Below are 16,812 nucleotides of genomic sequence, written 5' to 3'. Positions count from 1 at the left end.
CATACAGTCACAACGCTCGACTGATATTAATTTTTCTCACTGGCTGTTCGCAAGCGTGACAGAGGCTTCAAAAATTTATTCTAGTTGAACGGTACTCTTTTTAAAATGGATCGACTATATAGAGACTAGAACCGAGTATTTATTGTTATTATTCTGCAACCACCTCGGCCTCAGCACTGACCGCATCAAAGCTTGTGATTTTATTGTTGCGAATGAGATCGATGCTGCCGCCACCCGCATGGCTGACCAGCTGAGTACTGCCGTCGCTTGAGCGATAGGTCGGGTTATTGCCTTGACCTTCAGGAGCAGTCAAGGTCATTTTTGGTTTGTTGGGCAGCGTTACAATCGCATTAAGCAAACCTGCTGCTGATGTCTCAAAGACAACAGACAAGGTTTCACCTGCGGCGCTCTTGTAACGTACATCCGTGATCTGTGCACCTTTAATGGCTTGCTCAGGATTGGGCGCGGCGCTAGCTGGTGCTGCATCGGTGGTTTCAAGATCGTCTTCTAATTGGGTTAAGCTAATATCGCGCTCGGTGTCAGCTTTACCCTCGTTTTCTACATTTTCACCGTCAACATTGCTTTCAGGCACATTGACATTGGTTGTCACGGGCGTTGTTTGTACATTTGTCTCGCCCTGCGTGTCAGTAGGGGGTTCAGGTTCGGGTGTTTTTTCGCAGGCAGTCATAAGTAGCGCACTAACGAACACGATAGGAAGTATGCGAGAGGAAGACTTAGCGTTTGTGCGAGCCAATGTGTGATGCTTCATAATAAATTTTCGTCCGTTAAAAGCGCTTTATCTAAGCACCGTAAATCGTGAAAGATAAACTGAGTTTGACTACACTACAGGTAGTCAATCCAAAATAAAAGTAGTACAGACGCTCCTCATGTTCTACTGGTATAAATTTTTCTCACGGGCAGCTTACAAGCGTGACAGAGGTTTCGTAACATTCATACTAGTAGAATAGTACTCTTTTTTAAATGGATCGAGTATATGGTTAAGTATTTACCGTAATGACCAGCTTTCGTTGGCCGCCCTGCTTACTAACAAGGTTTCTATGTTCACACAAATAGACGCCTTGCCATGTTCCTAGACCCAACCTGCCATTGATAAGCGGCACCGTTAAACTAACACCAAGCATCATACTTTTAAAATGCGCGGGCAAATCATCTGACCCTTCTAATGTATGGCGGTACTCCGGCTGATCGGCAGGTGCGATTTTATTTAACCAATCTTCGGTATCTAGTCTGACATCGGGATCGGCATTTTCGTTAATGGCAAGACTGGCTGAAGTATGCTGCAAAAACAGGTGCACCAAACCGGCTTGAGACGTATGAGGTATCAGTTCATCAATGGCGTCTTCAATCAAATGGGTGATGATATGAATGCCACGCGAATGGGCAGGGAGGGTAAGGGTGGTTTGATAATAGGGCATGTAGTATGTCTCGTTATGACAATCAGCTTCAAGATCCATACTACAAGATAGTTGCAGCTGTGGAAAGCGGCGACTTAGATATAGACAGTCCTAGATAAAATGGTCGCAAATATTAAGGTGCGCTACTAAGATAAGGTTTTCTTGTTTGCTGTGCTTGGGCAAACAGAGGCTGCGCAAAACTTATCTCAGTAGCGCTTTATATGTTCTATATTGAATCGACTACGATTCGAATACTTACATAAACTTAGTTTAAACAAGCGGCGTCTGCAAACGCACGCGATTTGGCGATAGACGGGCGAGCATTGCTGCTGATAATGGTGTAAACGTCCCTGTCATCATATCCGTTAATGCCTCCGCACAGATGGGCGCTAGTGCATACCCTTTGGCACCCATCGCGCTCATCACCCAAATTCGTTTGCTGTCTGATAAGAGGCCGACGATTGGATGATAATCAGGCGTTTGGGTGCGAACACCGGCGCGTCCTTGCCATAAACTGACATCGGTGGGAACGATATTACTCATCTCAGGAATAGCTTTGATCAGCTTATCGCGGCTGATCTGATGCTCCTCAAGATGAATACTCGTGTCTGTATCATTGCGGATAAAACTGGCACCTAACAAAAACTGAGGCTGGCATGCTACTACAGGGTTCAGTTGTTCATCGCCTATTTGAGCAGTGAAGAGCGCACAATAGCCACTGTATTTAAGCGGTATTTTAGGTAAGTGCGTGAGCTGCTCAGCAGTTGGCGTGAACCAAGAAAGCTGTCCACGGATTTTGCGACAATCAAAAACGCGCTTGTCGATTTGATGACTCTCAAACGCGGCGCAGATTACTACGTTATCAGCCGAGATAGCTTGTTCAGACTTGTCTTGATCATATCCCTCAACGCGGACTTGGTGCTTTGTTTCTTGAATACTAGTAACGTTCAATTGCTGAAAGCGAATGAGCGGATGAGTCAATATGGTTTGCTTCAATGCTTGTGGATTGACCAAACCTGACTGTGGTAAATACAAATTTTCTGATAGGTTTTGCTCTCTTAACCCGCTGATGGCTTGTGCCTGCTCAGCGGCTAGCGTGGTTGCCATCGCATTGGGATAATCAGCGATTTGCTCTGTGCCGATATTGGCTTTGATCAGCAAATCAAGCGCACCCGTTGGTTCAAGTATCGCTGGTGTTTTAACTGGCTTATCTGCATGATCAAGCTGTCGATACAGTCTGCTGCTATAAAGATAACCGATGGTGTGCAAGTGCTCATCGACATGATGAATGGGCGTCATTTTAGGAGCAAGGAGGGCACGCGGGTTGCCTGACGCACCAGCCAGAGGCGCCGACTTATCCAATAACGTGACTTGGATACCGCGATTGGCGAGTGACCAAGCCGTGAGTAGCCCTGAGACACCTGCACCAATGACGATGCTATGATTGTCAGGCAAGGTTGTACTATTACTAGACGCCGTATCGATATCTTTTACATGGTCGTCAAACTCTTGGTCTTCTAAACCTACCGGATCGACCATCAGCGCGGTTAGCATCTCACGCTTGCGGCCAAAGCCTTTGACTTTATTGATTTGAAAGCCGTGCGACTTCAAGGCACGTTTGACAATACCAGCACAGCTGTAAGTAGCGGCAGTCGTGTTTGGACGCGACAAGCGCTGCATTTGCGCAAAGATATTTTCCGCCCATAACGCATGGTTGCAGGACGGGGCAAAACCATCTAAAAACCAAGCATCCACATAAGGCGTGGTCTTAATAGATTTATCTGAGGATAATTTGCTTAAACTCTCGCTTGCGTCCCCAAACCACAGATCGATTATTATATTGTCGTTATGAAAATTTAAACGATGACAGCCTGCAATAAGCGGCGGGTAAGCGGCGAGTAGCGATTCAATACAGTCGCTCAATTCAGGCGCACGCGCACGCCATAAGGCAAGTATCTCGGTTAAATCGGCAAGCGGTATGGGATATTTTTCAGTCGTGATAAAGTGCAGGCGAGCACTTGCCAAATGTGGATGCAGACCACGCAGCTCACGCCAGAGTTGCCACGTTGCCAAAAAGTTGAGTCCGGTGCCAAAGCCCAATTCAGCAATGGTAAAGCATTGCGTTGGTGCAAGCTTTGCCAGTCGCTCTGGCAATTGATTGTGCGTCAAAAACACATGACGGGTCTCTGCAAGGCCGTCCGCATGTGAGAAATACACATCCCCAAACTCACCCGACACCGGCACCCTATTGCCAGTATCATCCATTTGCCAATCAATGTTGGCAGGCGTAATCATGTTTAATGGGGCGTCAGGTTGAGTATGAGTAGTAGACATGTCGCGTTTCTTAAAGACGTGAGTGGGTTGAGACAAGATTATAAATCAAACAGGAAGACGAACACCTTTAAAGACAGCCGCGAAATAAAACGCTGGGTGCAAAGTAAATACATTACCAACGTTCACGGCGGACAAATACCAGCCAAGAGACAAAAATACCGACCAACAAACTGATCAAGACGGTGAAAGCGCCGTATAAAAACAGTTGACCTCTACTTTCATAAACCAAAACATTGGCCTGTGTCTGTAAGTCATTCACTTGGCGTTGAAGCTGTGCATTGCGGCTTAACAGCTCTTGATTGGCATCAGACAGCGCCTTATTAGAAGGCTGTAGTTGGGCTGCCAACAAAGTATCGTTTGATGCTTGAGGCGCGCTGGCTGCTGCTTCTTGACCTGTCGTCGCTGTTGTTGCTGGCGTCGGTGTCGTCGATGTAGACGCGCCACTTTCAACTGCATTGGTTGTCGGGGCGGCGTGTGTCAGTACAGTGGTTGATAGCACAACGCTTGCCACGCACGCTTTACACAATCGAGAACTTAGGAAAGATAACGGCTCTCTCACGATGCGGTTACCTGTGCTGACGGCGCATGGTTAGGTGTGTCATTGGGCGCTGGCAACGTTTGCACGAAAGGTTTGACATCCACATGGCTGTAGACACCGTCGCGTAAATAAGGTTCAGCGCTTGCCCATTGCTGCGCGGCATCGAGAGAATCAAAATCGGCGATAATGAGACTGCCTGACATCTCGTTTTTGCCATGTTCAATCGGCGTTGGCCCTGCAATAATAAGTCGCTGCTCACGGCTCAATGCTTGCAAGCGCTCAACATGCTCAGGGCGAGTAATCTGACGCTGCTTACTGCTGTCGGCAACGTCGTGACCAATAATGGCAAATAAAGACATAAGGCTTCCTCAATAAATAATAAAAATAAGCGCTACGGGCTCTAGGGCGTGTCCTCAATTCAATCGATATTCATCTAAATAGGCTAAATTTTGCCAAACCGCGTCAAATAGCTGATGAGTATTTCGATACTATCTCGATACTATGTACGCTGTGATGTGCGCTATTTTCCTTGTTTAGCTACAATTTATTTCATTTTTATCGTCATTTTAAAATGGGGACACGGCCTAGTAGTATTTATAATCAAGTTTTATGATTGGTTAATAGTACGATGAGTATTGCAAAATAGCGCCTTATTTTAAGGCAATAGCTATCAGGTAATAGTTATAAGGCCATCGTTATTTGGTGGTCTTGTCGGTCAATGCTGGATTGAGATGCTTTTTCAATGCCACAAATTGAACCACAACAAACACCAGCATAATCGGAATCCAGCCATAGGTTTTGAAGTTAATCCACGCCTCATCCGACATCATAAACGCTGTGATATAATGTAAGACAGCCATAAAGGCAAAAAACAACGCCCAAGCGACCGTCAGTTTTTTCCAACCACTCAATGTGAGGGTGAATACCTCTTTCATCGCAAGCTGCATCAATGGTTTATTGATGGCGGCGCTGACAAATAGAGTCAAAGCAAAGATGCCATTGATAATGGGTGACTTCCAGCGCAGATAGATATCATCGCGCAGGAGCAAAGTGCCCCCACAAAATAAAATGGTGAGTAACAAAACAACCCATTGCTGCTTATCAAACTTGCCTTTTTGACGTACAAAGTGAATCGCATAAATAACAATGGTGGCAATGAGTAAGGCGCCAGCTGCCGCTAAAATACCACTGTGACGAGCGGCAATGAAAAAAGCAATTAAGGGAATGAAGTCTAATAAGGCTTTCATAACAAATAGGATGTCCAACAAAAACGTATGGGGTAGTTTACACGTCTACTGCGCCAAAAAAAAGCAATCAACACGATAATCGTCTTATATGACAGGCTCTCGCTATTTGTCACGCATATTACGAACCCTACATTTATAATCGATCGCATACAATCAACCCTATATTCTGATGAATTTTCCCTTTAATAATTTAAGGCCAGCTTTATGAAAATTGACTTACATTGTCATAGCACCTGCTCTGACGGCACTTATGCCCCAACAGAAGTCATCCAACGTGCTCATGCGGCGGGTGTGAACGTATTGGCATTGACCGATCATGATACGCTCGCAGGCATTGATGAAGCACGCGAGGCTGCTAATGCTTGCAATATCCAGCTCATCAATGGGGTTGAGATTAGCTGTGAGCATACGCTAAGCGGCGGTTATGGCAAAAATAAATCCACCAATAAAATCATCCATGTGCTGGGACTTGATTTTACTGATCGCAAAAAAATGCATCAAACGTTGCAGCAGCTGCAAGACAGCCGTGCCTTTCGCGGACAAAAAATGACTGAAAAACTCAGTGAGCTGTTGGATGTCAACTATGATGCTCTATGGCAGGCCATACTTGAAAAAGCAGGCGGCAATCCGCAAGCAGTCGGACGGGCTCATATCGGGCAGGTATTGTTTGAGCAGGGTCATGTAAAGACCGTACAAAAGGCGTTTGACAAATACTTGGCTGATAATAAGGCCGCTTATGTCGCTATTGAAGCGTTGACGATGCAGCATGGTATTGAGCTGATACATGCGTGCGGTGGCAAGGCTGTGCTGGCGCATCCGACACGTTATCAGCTCTCAGCGACTAGAGTACGTAAGCTTATTGAAGAGTTTGCACAGCTTGGCGGCGATGGTTGTGAGTTGCCTGCCAATAGCGAGCCTGTTAGCACCCGTAAAATGGTTGATCGTAGCATCGCTGAGCACAATTTGGTTGCCTCCATCGGTAGCGATTTTCATGGAAGTAATATGCCATGGCGACGTTTGGGTGATGTCCCAATATTGAACCCTGAGCAGCAAGGTATTTGGCAGTCATTTTCGGCATTGTCTTAGACTAAAGAGTCATCGTTACAAACATCATGGTCAAGCATGATAAGCTACGTGGATTATAAATGTCACACGAGCGAGTTTAGATCTCATATAAGCGGTATTTTTGATCGACTACTTTGATTTTAACTTAGCTATTTTTACTGTCTGCGGTATTCCTTATGGCTGTATCGATATCTCATCTGGGCTACAAGAAACTCTCTCGCGTCATTTTTGAGTGGCAGGCTGCTGATAGGGCGTCATTACTGGCTTTGTTTGTACTGATGGAAGTGACCTCACATTGGCTTTGGTGTTTGTTTGTTTGGTGGCACCGAGCGATTTATGCGTCTTATGTCGATATGGACTTGTTTTACCCTGTGTGGATTGGGGTATCACTGACTGGCGTGTTCTTTATTTGGATGGTGAGCCATTTGTCACCGCTAAGAAAAGACAATGGCTCGCTACGTAAATGGCAGGCGGTTTTGGTGACGATCTACAGCATCTATATTGCTGTCGTGATTTTGGTAATGGGGCACAGTAGCTTGGTGTCAGGGGTCTCGCTCGTTGGCGGGGCCATGCTGGCAATGATGCTCATACGTCGCCGCTACATATGGAATGCCTTTTTGGCGCACATTCTATTGATTTTGGTGTTTACTATTTTTCCTTATTTTGGGTTTGCGTTGCCCAATCTGCGTCAAACCGACGTTAGCGCTTTTCCCGTCGTGACTTATAGTTATCTAGGCTATAGTGAAGTGACAGCCGTTGAAAGCACGGTTCAAAATGCAATCGTTGAAAACGATAAGCCCGGCTGGGATCTTTTGAGTCAATTGCGCTTTTCTTCCACATTTTTTTGGCGTGCCACACATCTTTATATGGCGTTACCAAAAGCTATTTTTATCATTTATACCTTTCGCACGCTGCTATTGATATTAGATGCCAGTAAAAAAGAAATACTACAACATGCCAATCAAGATGAGCTGACTCAGCTCAAAAGCCGCCGTTATGGTCTGACACAGATGAAAGCGGCGCTATTAGCCGTCGAAGACGATCAGGACTTTAGTGTGATTCTATTGGATTTAGATTGGTTTAAAGAGGTCAATGATAAGTACGGGCATGAGGTTGGGGACCGGGTTTTGATGGAAGTATCGCAAACGCTTTTGCAATCTTTAGATGAAGAAACGATTATTAGCCGCTACGGTGGTGAGGAGTTTTTGATCGTGTTGCCCGATACCAAGCACGATAGCGCGATGTGCATTGCTGAACAATTGCGTCTTAGTATTGCAGAACATGTGATCACGGTCGATGAGAATAACAAATTTCATGTGACCACCAGTTTGGGTTTATATACCTTGACGCATGAAGAGCGCAACTGTATCAAACAAACGCACGAAATGCTGACGCAAAAAGAGGCGTCAAATTCGCTTTCAGAACCCAAAAAGATGAAGTCATTTATCAGCAAACACTCTATTAGCAAAGATTCAAACGCCCACCTTCCTCATGATATTTGCCAGCGTCTAATTTGCACAGCAGACAAGGCATTGTATGAAGCCAAAGACCGTGGCCGCAATCAGGTGGTGAGTGCCAACGAGATGTCTGCTGTAAATGAGGCAGGTATCGCGTCACTTTAATGTGTCTATCGTGACGCAGTACTGATAAAGTGATTAACCTTTAACCTTTAACCTTTAACCTTTAACCTTGGGTTTCCTGCTCTTTGTTAACATGTTCTTTTTTCCATATTCGTTATATCGCTCTTACCTATTATTTTATGCACGACTATAACCACGATAATTAAGAGTCTAATCGCTGCACCAAGCTTGCCAATACGCTGGTTGCAAAGCTGCCAGTGGTCAAGGTGAAACTCAATACTAGCGTCTGCTCGTCATTCCATGTCCAAGACAAGTCATCAATGGGCAAACGTAGCGGTCGCCGTTGAGCCTTAATGTCACGTTTCTCTAAGCCTGTTGCCAACTGCATCAATAAGGGATTATGTTGCACCGTGTCTTTTTCAATATTGGCTGCCGCGCCACTGACTTTATCGTTATCTGTGCCCCACAACACGCCCGTTGGGTGAATGTCACCGCTGGCAAGTCGCGTACGTAACGTGTCGTCGATCTCTTCGCTGGTAAATATCGATCCTGATCCATCTAAGTTAAACACTTCACCTGCTAGTCCTTGATTCCAACTGCCATTACGGACTCGTGCGGCCAATATCTCATTAAAGATCAAACTGCGTGCAGCGGACAATTCCATGGTATTTTGCTCACGGGGGGCGCGTTTGCGTTTGCTCTTTTTGGGTTGCGGGCGATCCTCACGCGGTGGACGCGCAAACAGGGCTAAGGCTTCTCTCACATTATTGCCATTACGACCAAAGCGCTGCGGCCCAAAATAATTGGGTACGCCAGTTTTACTCATGGTGGTTAAATGCTCTTCAACCTGCTGCTTGGCAGAGCGTGTTTGCTCAGGTGTGTCCGCTGGCAATGTTTCAAATTGAACCTGACGCAACGTAATAATAAACTCATTGGCTTTATGCGTGCCGCGGTTGAGTTTTTTATTGTGCCAATGCTGGGCGAGGATAGTGATCGACTCATTATCACCGATATCTACTGGGGCAAATTCAGACGCGGGTAACTGCTTTTTGGGTATTCGTAGACTAAACCACTGCGTCGTCAACGCATGGCGGTCTTTGAGTCCTGAGTAGCCTACATCGCGTAAGGGAATGTCTGCCCATTCTGATAATAATTTAGCAAGGTAGGCGGTATTGATGCCTGACTTTTGGATATGCAGCCATAAGTGCTCACCCTCGCCAGTCAATGCTAATGGCAATATCTCATTGACGATAAAGTCCGTGGCATCAGTTTTATAATGGGCTTGGGCTAGCGGTGGCGGCACTGGTTGTGGTAATTGAGAAGTATCCGTGGCATCAGTGATAGCCATGCTTAAGACCTCAGTGCTTGAAACATCAGTGCTTAAGACCTCAGGGCTTAAGTTATCAACTGGCTCACTACCAATTGTCTCACTTTGAACAGCGGTTTTAGTGTGGGTCGTTAGGTTTGTCGTTTTATCTTGAGAAGTCATAACAGGGTCTTTTATTTTAACCATACATTTTAAATAGGCTAGAGGAGTAAATTGCCGCCAAGGATTACGTTTTGCAACGCAGCGAATGTACAAAAAAACATGGTGAACGAACGGATCTTGTTACTATCGATAACTATGCTGTTTTGGATTTATGGGTGTATCACGTAATACGATCGTCCTTAACAGGCACTTATCAAAAAATAACTATAACCGTTAAGGAAAACTTATGAGCAATACAACGATTCCGACAGTCACCATCAATAAGGCTGACATTCCAAATGGTGGTATGAAGTCTTATAAACAAGATGATGATAGTATCATTTTAATCACTCGTAATGAGGATGAGTTTAGCGCATTTGATGGCAAATGTCCGCATGCAGGCGCCGACTTAGGAGAAGGCCTGCGCTGTGGCAATCGCGTGGTCTGTCCATGGCATCATGGCACTTTTGACAGTCACGATGGTACGTTACTAGAGCCAGTAGCGATGGCGGGTTTGAATCAGTATAAATTGACAGAGGACGGCGACAACCTGACCGTCGATACCTCGGCCAAAATCAATAAACAGATTGAAAATGACAAATTAGTCGACACGCAGACCATTATCGTAGGTGGCGGCGGTGCTGGATTTATGACCGCTGATCAACTACGTAAGACTGGCTACGGCGGTAAAATTACGTTAATTAGCGCTGATACCACCGCACCTTATAATCGTCCTTTATTGTCCAAAGCGTTTTTGGCAGGCAAAATGGATGAAGAAAAATTGCTATTGGGCGGCACTGATTGGGCCAGCAAAAACAACATTGAGCTGCGTTTGAATCAAGTGGTCAGTGAGGTATTGCCAAATGAATGTACCATTGTGATGACAGACCATGATGGCAATAGTGAGCGACAGACGGCTGACTTTTTGGTGGTGGCAACGGGCGCTGAACCAAAGAAGCCGTCATTTGCAGGCGTGGATCTTGAAGGCGTGTATACACTGCGCAGTATGGATGACGCAAAAACCATCAAAGCTGCGACTGATGATAAGCACGTCGTCATCGTTGGCACAGGATTTATCGGTATGGAGACCGCTTCGGCATTAATACAAGCGGGCAATGTCGCCTCTGTCACTATCGTAGGTCGTAACCGCCGCGTCATGAGCAACATTGTCTCTGAAGCGGTGAGTAATGCTTTAATTAACCTGCACGAAGAAAAAGGCGTTAAATTTGAATTCGGTGCTGGTGTTGAAACGATTAATGGGGATAATGACTCAGTCAGCGGTGTCACGCTATCAGATGGTAGTACGCTTGCAGCAGACGTCGTCATTTTAGGCACAGGCGTGTCTCCACGTACCGATTTACTAAACGCGGTCAATGATCCTGATGGCGTGCAAGTGGATGAGCATCTACAATTGCGCGATGGCGTTTATGCGTTAGGGGATATCGCTAAAGCACCCAATCAAGTGGGTCGTCTGCGTATTGAGCATTGGCGCGTGGCTCTGCAACACGGCTTTGTGACAGCCGCCGCGATATTGGACGATGACGCTGTCAACTCACTAAAAGAGCGTAGCCCTTTCTTTTGGACGGCGCAATATGGTAAAAGCCTGCGTTATAGCGGCCATGCGGCAACTCCAGACAACGGCATCTTATTCGGCACGCCTAATGACCTTGATTACATCGAGTACTATTTTGATGATGAAGGGGATGACACGCGTGCTAGTGCGGCAAGCTCGCTTGGATGCGACAAAGAGCTGATCGCCTTTGCTGAGCTGCTACGCCGTGGTCATGCGCCAACGCGGGCACAAATCAAGGCAGGATTCGATATTATCGATCAAGCAAATGCCTTATCGCCCTAGCATCTAGCGGATGATACGTATTACTATAAAGGCTGGTCTGTTCATTCAGGTCAGCCTTTTATGATAAGTAGATAGAAAAAGGACAAAAATAAGATGAATAAAGACACAGTATTTTTGCGTCAAGCGCACGCGGATGACATTGGCGCGCTTGAACAATTACTCAATCGTTGTTATCGGCAGACGGAAGGCTGGACCAATGAGGCTGATTTGATAGGCGGCATCCGTACCACTCCTGCTGAGCTGGCAAACACCATTGCCAATCCAACCCACTATCTGTTTGTTTATCCAAAAACGACGACAGGCGGGCGTGAGGCAGAAGAGACAGGCGAATTGCTTGGCTGTATCGCCGTCGATATGAAAACCGATGCGGATGCCAATAAAAGTGCGTATATCGGCATGTTTGCCGTCCATCCTGAGTTGCAAGGACAGGGCGTTGGTAATGTGATACTGCAAGCGGCAGAGACGTTTGCTACTAGGCATTTGCAAGCAGGCGCGTCCAACACTCAAACAAAACCTGCGCGCTTGACCATGTCTATATTGAGCCACCGCCCTGAGCTATTGGCCTACTATCAGCGCCGTGGTTATGAGCTAAATGGCCATAAAATGCCATTTCCAAACGATGGCAACAATGGTGAACCCAAGCGCCCAGATTTAGAGTTATTAGAATTAGAAAAACTCGTTAACGAGTAAAGCTTAGAGCTGATGTGCCGTGCAATCCATACGCCGCGACTATGATATATTTTACCCAGCCTCTGTCTGCGAAGGTACAGTAAGCAAGAAAAATTTGTCTCAGTCGCGCGTGATCAAGCTTGTTTTTTATTTAACACCGGTTATGTCTCTATCGACCCCAAAAATGTCCAAAGGTCATAAATAGTCCGATACTGAGTAGCAAAAACGCCACGATAATTAAGCGTTTAAACCAGTTAAATGCTGGCAAGCGTGTGGCATTGTCATCAGACATAAGATAAGCAAATAAGAACAGTAAGCTTGCCGCCAACGTCATGATGCCAAGACCAATCGGTAAAATAAACAAATACACCTGCCACACAGTCATCTCTCAACAGTCGTTATTAAGGGCATCATAGCAGTAACGGGATTGCGCTGTCAGTAGACGCTGTACTAAAACCCGATTTGCCAAAACCGTCAGATTATGAAAGATAGAAGGTTAAAGCTTAAATAAGGGCCATAACATCAAGTTGGGTTGAGAGATAGTAACTATCTATGGTTCAAATAACTTTATAAATATAGGAAAAATGACGTGAAGCAGGTAAAAAAACTCACCGTGATAGCGTCACTGGCTTTACTATTGACGGCATGTTCGAAGCCGCCTTCTGAAAGCATCGTTGAAAGTCTTATTGAGGCTCAATATGAGCAAACTGATAAGGTAATAGAGGATGCAGTGGCGAATGCAAGTAATGATAAAATGGCAAAAACCATGAGCAATATGATGGAACGCATGATGCCAAGGCTTGAACGTATTGACAATATCAATTGTGATAATACAGAAGGCTGGAACAATTATATATGTACAGCTGATATTACCCAGACGATCGCTGGTACTAGCCGAATCGATAAGACTCGCTTTAACGTGTCTAAAGTGAATGGTGAGTGGGTGCTGGGCGAATAGAGCACAAGTCACTGACCGTTATGAATCAACGACTCATATAAAAACAGAAGTATAGGCAGTTTAAAATGAAATCAATACGTTAATAGCACCGTACGACTGGTATAAATTTTCCTTGCTTGCCGTTAACACAGAGGCGGCGCAACATTCATCCCAGCCGTCCTATCTCACTTTTAAAGTGGATCTATTATAACCTAACATCTAAACAATAGGACGACGTCTATAAAACAACAGCCCCGGAATGGACAAGCCCAATACCAGTCCTGAGGTCACAAACAAGGCTTCAAATAAATACACCATCATTTGACTGAATAACTCGTCTGAAAAACCAAAATAGCCAATCTGCACCATGCTCACCATCGCCTTATAAGCGGCAATACCTGGCATCATACAAATGACGCTTGGTGAGATGAGCGCTTTGGGTGGTAAAGTGTATTTTCTAGAAAAGTAGACGCCCAAGAAGCTGGCAAGCATCGCCCCAAAAAAACTCGCAACCACGATATGTATGTGTTGATAGACAAGCGCGGTTTTTAGCCCAAACCCAAAAGCCGTCATAAGTAAACAGGGTAGGATATAGCGCTTGGGGACAGTGAACATCAGCGTCCAACCAAGGGTAATAATACAGGCCAGCACAATCGTTTCAATAAACCACATCTCAAAACCCCCAGTGCTGTATTTGCAGTAACACCAGCGCCATCACAATACCAACGCAAGCCGACAGGGTGAGCATATAAGTAAATACCGCTCGCCCAACCCCGATATTGACATAGCCCTTTAAGATATCTGAAAAAGAGTTAATCAAAGGAAAACTCGGTATCAGTAGCAGCACGCTGGAAGCAACCGCGATATCCGCATTATTGCCAATGTCAAAGTAATAGGTCGTTCCTCCAATTACAGAAGCAATAAAAGCCGTAGCAATGACGGCGATAAAGGGATTAAAGTGGTGCTTGGACAAGTAAATACGCGTCAGCATCGCCACCATACCCGCAGTAAAAGTCACAGCGGTAATCGACCAACTCCCGCCATTCAGATAAGCGAACGCGGCACAAGACGCACCGACAAATATGCTAACCAGCCAAGGTGGGTAAATCGCTCTGTCCAACTCATCAAAAGCACGCGTGGTCAGAGCCGTCAGCTCCTCCTTATCAGTAGTCGCTTCGGTTTTATTAACGATTTGCTGAATTTGTACCAATAAATTGACATTAATACTTTGATTGATTGTGTCTCTTGTGGTCGTGATACAGCGCTCATCGCAGATAGTGGTCAACGTCAACGCATTAAAATTGAGCGAACACTCTACGCTGTTCATCCCCAGCGCAAGGCCTAGGCGTTTGGATAAGTCTACCACCACGGCAGACTCGGCACCATACTGCATAAGGAGTAAGCCGCAGCGCACGCATAGTCGAGTGATACGCTGCTGCTGGACGTAGCTGGTAGAGGTCATGGGTGAGATACGCAGATTGGTTGACGATTGATACGCTATTATAAAGGGTATAGATGCTGACGCGTAGGCATTATCAGACATTATATTAAATGCGACAACGCAATATAAAATTTTTTGCCAAGGAGAATAAAATGCATATCGCTATCTTAACGCTCACCTTTACTTTGCCCGGATGTGGCTCGCTAAAAGAAAAGCGCCAACGTATGGGCGGCCTACATGAGCGCTTCGGTCGCAGTCCAAGCGTGGCAGTATGTGAAAGTGGCGAGCGTGATCGACACGACGTCAGCGAGTGGACGTTTGTGATCGTCGGGCTGTCTAAACGTGAGGTTGAGTCGCAATGTAGTCAAATTGAGGAGAAGCTAGAACGTACGGTAGATGCACGGGTGATGAATGTTGAGCGGGAGTTTATTTAGTTGGATTTATTGCAGGATACTATCTAGCCAATAACCTTCTAACCAATGACCTTGATTGAAAGAATAGAATTGCCTGCTTTGAATTAGACGGGACTTCTAAATGCCAGCAATAAACAATAGACGATTAAATTAATAGACTTTTGTTTTCTATAATGATAATCTCTCCGTTGATAATTAAGACACATTGCTTACATATTAGTTACATTATCGACTACATATGGGTCTCAATTACGAGATTGCGTGACATAGATTTCCATAGCAGAATTTTAAGTTTATTAATTCGCTATCTTCAGTCTGGTTATTTAATCTAATTGCATCTCTCAACTAGGACGTCTAATGACAACTGTTAATAAAATAAAAAATGCTCTATTGCTCACGACTATTACTACTTTAGCGGGTTGTACTACTATTGCTGATATGTCAGGGTATGATACTGCGACACTAAATACCGATGCGGCTAAAAGTTACTCTCAAGTGATTTCTCAAGCCAATAGTCAAGGCGCAGTCGATAATACTTCTAATACGGCCGTTCGGGTCAAAAGAGTCTTTAATCGTATCAAGCCCTACGCCGTTCGTGCCAATACAACAGGCGTCCCTTTCGATTGGCAGATCACGGTTATACGTTCACCTGAATTAAATGCTTGGGCAATGCCCGGTGGTAAAATGGCTTTTTACACAGGTATTGTAGAACAGTTAAAGTTAACAGATGCAGAAATCGCTGCAATTATGGGACACGAAATGACCCATGCATTATCTGAGCACGGCAAAAAGGACGCTGGGCAAAAAATTCTAACAGGATTAGCGGTTCAGCTAGGCGGTGCGCAATTGCAGGCAAAAACAGGATTAAATGATGATGCGCTAGGTTTAATTAGCGATCTTGGCATCGATAAGCCATTTTCTCGTAGTCAAGAATCAGAAGCCGATGCTGGTGGTTTACGTCTGATGGCGCAGGCAGGCTACAATCCAGAAGCTGCCGTTTTGGTATGGAAGAAAATGGAGGCTGCAAACGGTCGTAGCAATACTATGGCTACGTTGATGTCTACGCATCCAAACTCTGGGCAGCGTATCGCTAAAATTCAAGCACTTTTACCGACAGTTATGCCAATTTATCAAGCGGCGGCTAAAGCAGATACTAATTCAACTAATGGCGTAACGACTAGAACCATTAAACGTAGATAGATCAATAAATGCTAACAACTCAGTAAACACTAAAAAAGGGTGAGTCAAACGACTTACCTTTTTTTTGCAAAGGAATATCGAAAGATGGCTGATTTGTCCTGTATCTAACGTCGTGAGGTTGGATGTTGCAGGCTACACCATAAGCAAACTTACGAGCTTTGGCAATATTCAGGCGTCGCCGTCTGTGAGAGTGGCGAGCGTAATCGGCATGATGCCAGCGAATGGACGTTTGTGATTGTTGGACTCTCTAAACGTGAGATCGAGTCGCAATGTAGCCAGATTGAGGAAAAGCTAGAACGTACGGTAGATGCGCGGGTAATGAATGTTGAAAGGGAGTTTATTTAGGAAAGGCTTAGTATTTATTAGTCAATCCCGCTTTTTGCTTATATCTGGCCGCCCACTAGAGCGGTGAATAAGAGCTAGTAGCATTCTTGTTATCATATGTTGCTCCTAGCTAAGTCTCCGCAAACAAATGGTTGACTAAGGATAATCGCTATTATCGAGTTTAATATTTTGAGAGATTCTCACTACTTATTTCTATGGAAACTAAGGCTTTAATTTTACCAACACTGTATTCAATGTAAATTACTTGTAAAAATTATTTTACAAGTAATTTTCAATAAATTTTATGTTTACAAGTATGTTACTTG

The 16,812-nt window shown here is 45.0% G+C and carries 17 protein-coding genes and 1 pseudogene; 8 read left to right on the top strand and 10 right to left on the bottom strand.

The genetic code is table 11. The features are described 5' to 3' along the window. Positions 1-148: 148 nt before the first annotated feature. The 6 genes from AAJP47_RS02545 to AAJP47_RS02520 form a co-directional block, all read right to left on the bottom strand. Complete coding sequence (locus AAJP47_RS02545; protein WP_346716332.1) at positions 149-769, bottom strand: hypothetical protein; 621 nt, start codon at positions 767-769, stop codon at positions 149-151. Between the two features lie 229 nt (positions 770-998). Then, a complete protein-coding gene (locus AAJP47_RS02540) occupies positions 999-1,436 on the bottom strand; it encodes a secondary thiamine-phosphate synthase enzyme YjbQ (protein ID WP_346716331.1) in 438 nt (145 codons plus the stop codon). Positions 1,437-1,685: 249 nt separating this feature from the next. Next, positions 1,686-3,749, bottom strand: coding sequence for a tRNA (5-methylaminomethyl-2-thiouridine)(34)-methyltransferase MnmC2 (gene mnmC2, locus AAJP47_RS02535; protein ID WP_346716330.1), 2,064 nt, complete (start codon positions 3,747-3,749; stop codon positions 1,686-1,688). Positions 3,750-3,861: 112 nt separating this feature from the next. Next, on the bottom strand, positions 3,862-4,260 hold the full coding sequence (locus AAJP47_RS02530) for an SH3 domain-containing protein (RefSeq protein WP_346716329.1): 399 nt from the start codon (positions 4,258-4,260) through the stop codon (positions 3,862-3,864). Between the two features lie 44 nt (positions 4,261-4,304). Beyond that, a complete protein-coding gene (locus tag AAJP47_RS02525; protein WP_346716328.1) occupies positions 4,305-4,646 on the bottom strand; it encodes a YciI family protein in 342 nt (113 codons plus the stop codon). A gap of 336 nt (positions 4,647-4,982) precedes the next feature. After that, the gene (locus AAJP47_RS02520) at positions 4,983-5,534 is read right to left on the bottom strand and encodes an inner membrane-spanning protein YciB (RefSeq protein WP_346716327.1); all 552 of its coding nucleotides are present in this window, start codon (positions 5,532-5,534) and stop codon (positions 4,983-4,985) included. 204 nt (positions 5,535-5,738) lie between these two features. Here AAJP47_RS02520 and AAJP47_RS02515 point away from each other — a divergent pair, with 204 nt between their 5' ends. Further along, on the top strand, positions 5,739-6,620 hold the full coding sequence (locus AAJP47_RS02515; protein WP_346716326.1) for a PHP domain-containing protein: 882 nt from the start codon (positions 5,739-5,741) through the stop codon (positions 6,618-6,620). Between the two features lie 155 nt (positions 6,621-6,775). Then, positions 6,776-8,221, top strand: coding sequence for a GGDEF domain-containing protein (locus tag AAJP47_RS02510; RefSeq protein WP_346716325.1), 1,446 nt, complete (start codon positions 6,776-6,778; stop codon positions 8,219-8,221). A gap of 160 nt (positions 8,222-8,381) precedes the next feature. Here AAJP47_RS02510 and truD read toward each other — a convergent pair whose 3' ends face one another. Beyond that, complete coding sequence (gene truD / locus AAJP47_RS02505) at positions 8,382-9,527, bottom strand: tRNA pseudouridine(13) synthase TruD (RefSeq protein WP_497198676.1); 1,146 nt, start codon at positions 9,525-9,527, stop codon at positions 8,382-8,384. A gap of 367 nt (positions 9,528-9,894) precedes the next feature. Here truD and AAJP47_RS02500 point away from each other — a divergent pair, with 367 nt between their 5' ends. Then, complete coding sequence (locus AAJP47_RS02500; RefSeq protein ID WP_346716323.1) at positions 9,895-11,502, top strand: FAD-dependent oxidoreductase; 1,608 nt, start codon at positions 9,895-9,897, stop codon at positions 11,500-11,502. Positions 11,503-11,595: 93 nt separating this feature from the next. Next, on the top strand, positions 11,596-12,192 hold the full coding sequence (locus tag AAJP47_RS02495; RefSeq protein WP_346716322.1) for a GNAT family N-acetyltransferase: 597 nt from the start codon (positions 11,596-11,598) through the stop codon (positions 12,190-12,192). A 148-nt stretch (positions 12,193-12,340) separates the two neighbouring features. On the opposite strand, the gene AAJP47_RS02490 is transcribed toward AAJP47_RS02495, so the two are convergent. Further along, positions 12,341-12,556: a hypothetical protein gene (locus AAJP47_RS02490; protein WP_346716321.1), complete on the bottom strand. Its 216-nt coding sequence runs from the start codon at positions 12,554-12,556 to the stop codon at positions 12,341-12,343. A gap of 204 nt (positions 12,557-12,760) precedes the next feature. Between AAJP47_RS02490 and AAJP47_RS02485 the strand changes: the two genes are divergently transcribed. Beyond that, positions 12,761-13,129 (top strand): hypothetical protein, encoded by a 369-nt coding sequence (locus AAJP47_RS02485; RefSeq protein ID WP_346716320.1) that lies wholly within the window; start codon positions 12,761-12,763, stop codon positions 13,127-13,129. Positions 13,130-13,327: 198 nt separating this feature from the next. Here AAJP47_RS02485 and AAJP47_RS02480 read toward each other — a convergent pair whose 3' ends face one another. Together AAJP47_RS02480 and AAJP47_RS02475 are read right to left on the bottom strand one after the other, a co-directional pair. Beyond that, on the bottom strand, positions 13,328-13,780 hold the full coding sequence (locus AAJP47_RS02480) for a threonine/serine exporter family protein (protein WP_346716319.1): 453 nt from the start codon (positions 13,778-13,780) through the stop codon (positions 13,328-13,330). A gap of 1 nt (position 13,781) precedes the next feature. Beyond that, positions 13,782-14,570 carry a threonine/serine exporter family protein gene (locus AAJP47_RS02475; RefSeq protein WP_346716560.1) on the bottom strand — a complete coding sequence of 263 codons (789 nt, stop codon included), beginning with the start codon at positions 14,568-14,570 and terminating at the stop codon, positions 13,782-13,784. Between the two features lie 131 nt (positions 14,571-14,701). On the opposite strand from AAJP47_RS02475, the gene AAJP47_RS02470 reads away from it, so the two are divergent. From AAJP47_RS02470 to AAJP47_RS02460, 3 genes and pseudogenes are all read left to right on the top strand, one after another. Continuing rightward, positions 14,702-14,983 (top strand): DUF503 domain-containing protein, encoded by a 282-nt coding sequence (locus tag AAJP47_RS02470; protein WP_346716318.1) that lies wholly within the window; start codon positions 14,702-14,704, stop codon positions 14,981-14,983. Positions 14,984-15,319: 336 nt separating this feature from the next. After that, positions 15,320-16,162, top strand: a complete 843-nt coding sequence (locus tag AAJP47_RS02465) for a M48 family metallopeptidase (protein WP_346716317.1) — start codon at positions 15,320-15,322, stop codon at positions 16,160-16,162. A 183-nt stretch (positions 16,163-16,345) separates the two neighbouring features. Beyond that, a pseudogene (locus tag AAJP47_RS02460) lies at positions 16,346-16,507 on the top strand (DUF503 family protein); the annotation flags it as partial. Positions 16,508-16,812 lie beyond the last annotated feature (305 nt).

This window comes from Psychrobacter halotolerans, from assembly GCF_039680845.1.
In the GTDB taxonomy this organism is placed as follows: domain Bacteria; phylum Pseudomonadota; class Gammaproteobacteria; order Pseudomonadales; family Moraxellaceae; genus Psychrobacter.
Note: the sequence above shows the minus strand (reverse complement) of the source record. Positions and strands in the feature narration are given on the sequence as shown.

Coding starts and splice junctions, on each gene's coding strand:
- AAJP47_RS02545 (WP_346716332.1), bottom strand. CDS start 769: ATGAAGCATCACACATTGGCTCGCACAAACGCTAAGTCTTCCTCTCGC.
- AAJP47_RS02540 (WP_346716331.1), bottom strand. CDS start 1,436: ATGCCCTATTATCAAACCACCCTTACCCTCCCTGCCCATTCGCGTGGC.
- mnmC2 (WP_346716330.1), bottom strand. CDS start 3,749: ATGTCTACTACTCATACTCAACCTGACGCCCCATTAAACATGATTACG.
- AAJP47_RS02525 (WP_346716328.1), bottom strand. CDS start 4,646: ATGTCTTTATTTGCCATTATTGGTCACGACGTTGCCGACAGCAGTAAG.
- AAJP47_RS02520 (WP_346716327.1), bottom strand. CDS start 5,534: ATGAAAGCCTTATTAGACTTCATTCCCTTAATTGCTTTTTTCATTGCC.
- AAJP47_RS02515 (WP_346716326.1), top strand. CDS start 5,739: ATGAAAATTGACTTACATTGTCATAGCACCTGCTCTGACGGCACTTAT.
- AAJP47_RS02510 (WP_346716325.1), top strand. CDS start 6,776: ATGGCTGTATCGATATCTCATCTGGGCTACAAGAAACTCTCTCGCGTC.
- truD (WP_497198676.1), bottom strand. CDS start 9,527: ATGGCTATCACTGATGCCACGGATACTTCTCAATTACCACAACCAGTG.
- AAJP47_RS02500 (WP_346716323.1), top strand. CDS start 9,895: ATGAGCAATACAACGATTCCGACAGTCACCATCAATAAGGCTGACATT.
- AAJP47_RS02495 (WP_346716322.1), top strand. CDS start 11,596: ATGAATAAAGACACAGTATTTTTGCGTCAAGCGCACGCGGATGACATT.
- AAJP47_RS02490 (WP_346716321.1), bottom strand. CDS start 12,556: ATGACTGTGTGGCAGGTGTATTTGTTTATTTTACCGATTGGTCTTGGC.
- AAJP47_RS02480 (WP_346716319.1), bottom strand. CDS start 13,780: ATGTGGTTTATTGAAACGATTGTGCTGGCCTGTATTATTACCCTTGGT.
- AAJP47_RS02475 (WP_346716560.1), bottom strand. CDS start 14,570: ATGACCTCTACCAGCTACGTCCAGCAGCAGCGTATCACTCGACTATGC.
- AAJP47_RS02470 (WP_346716318.1), top strand. CDS start 14,702: ATGCATATCGCTATCTTAACGCTCACCTTTACTTTGCCCGGATGTGGC.
- AAJP47_RS02465 (WP_346716317.1), top strand. CDS start 15,320: ATGACAACTGTTAATAAAATAAAAAATGCTCTATTGCTCACGACTATT.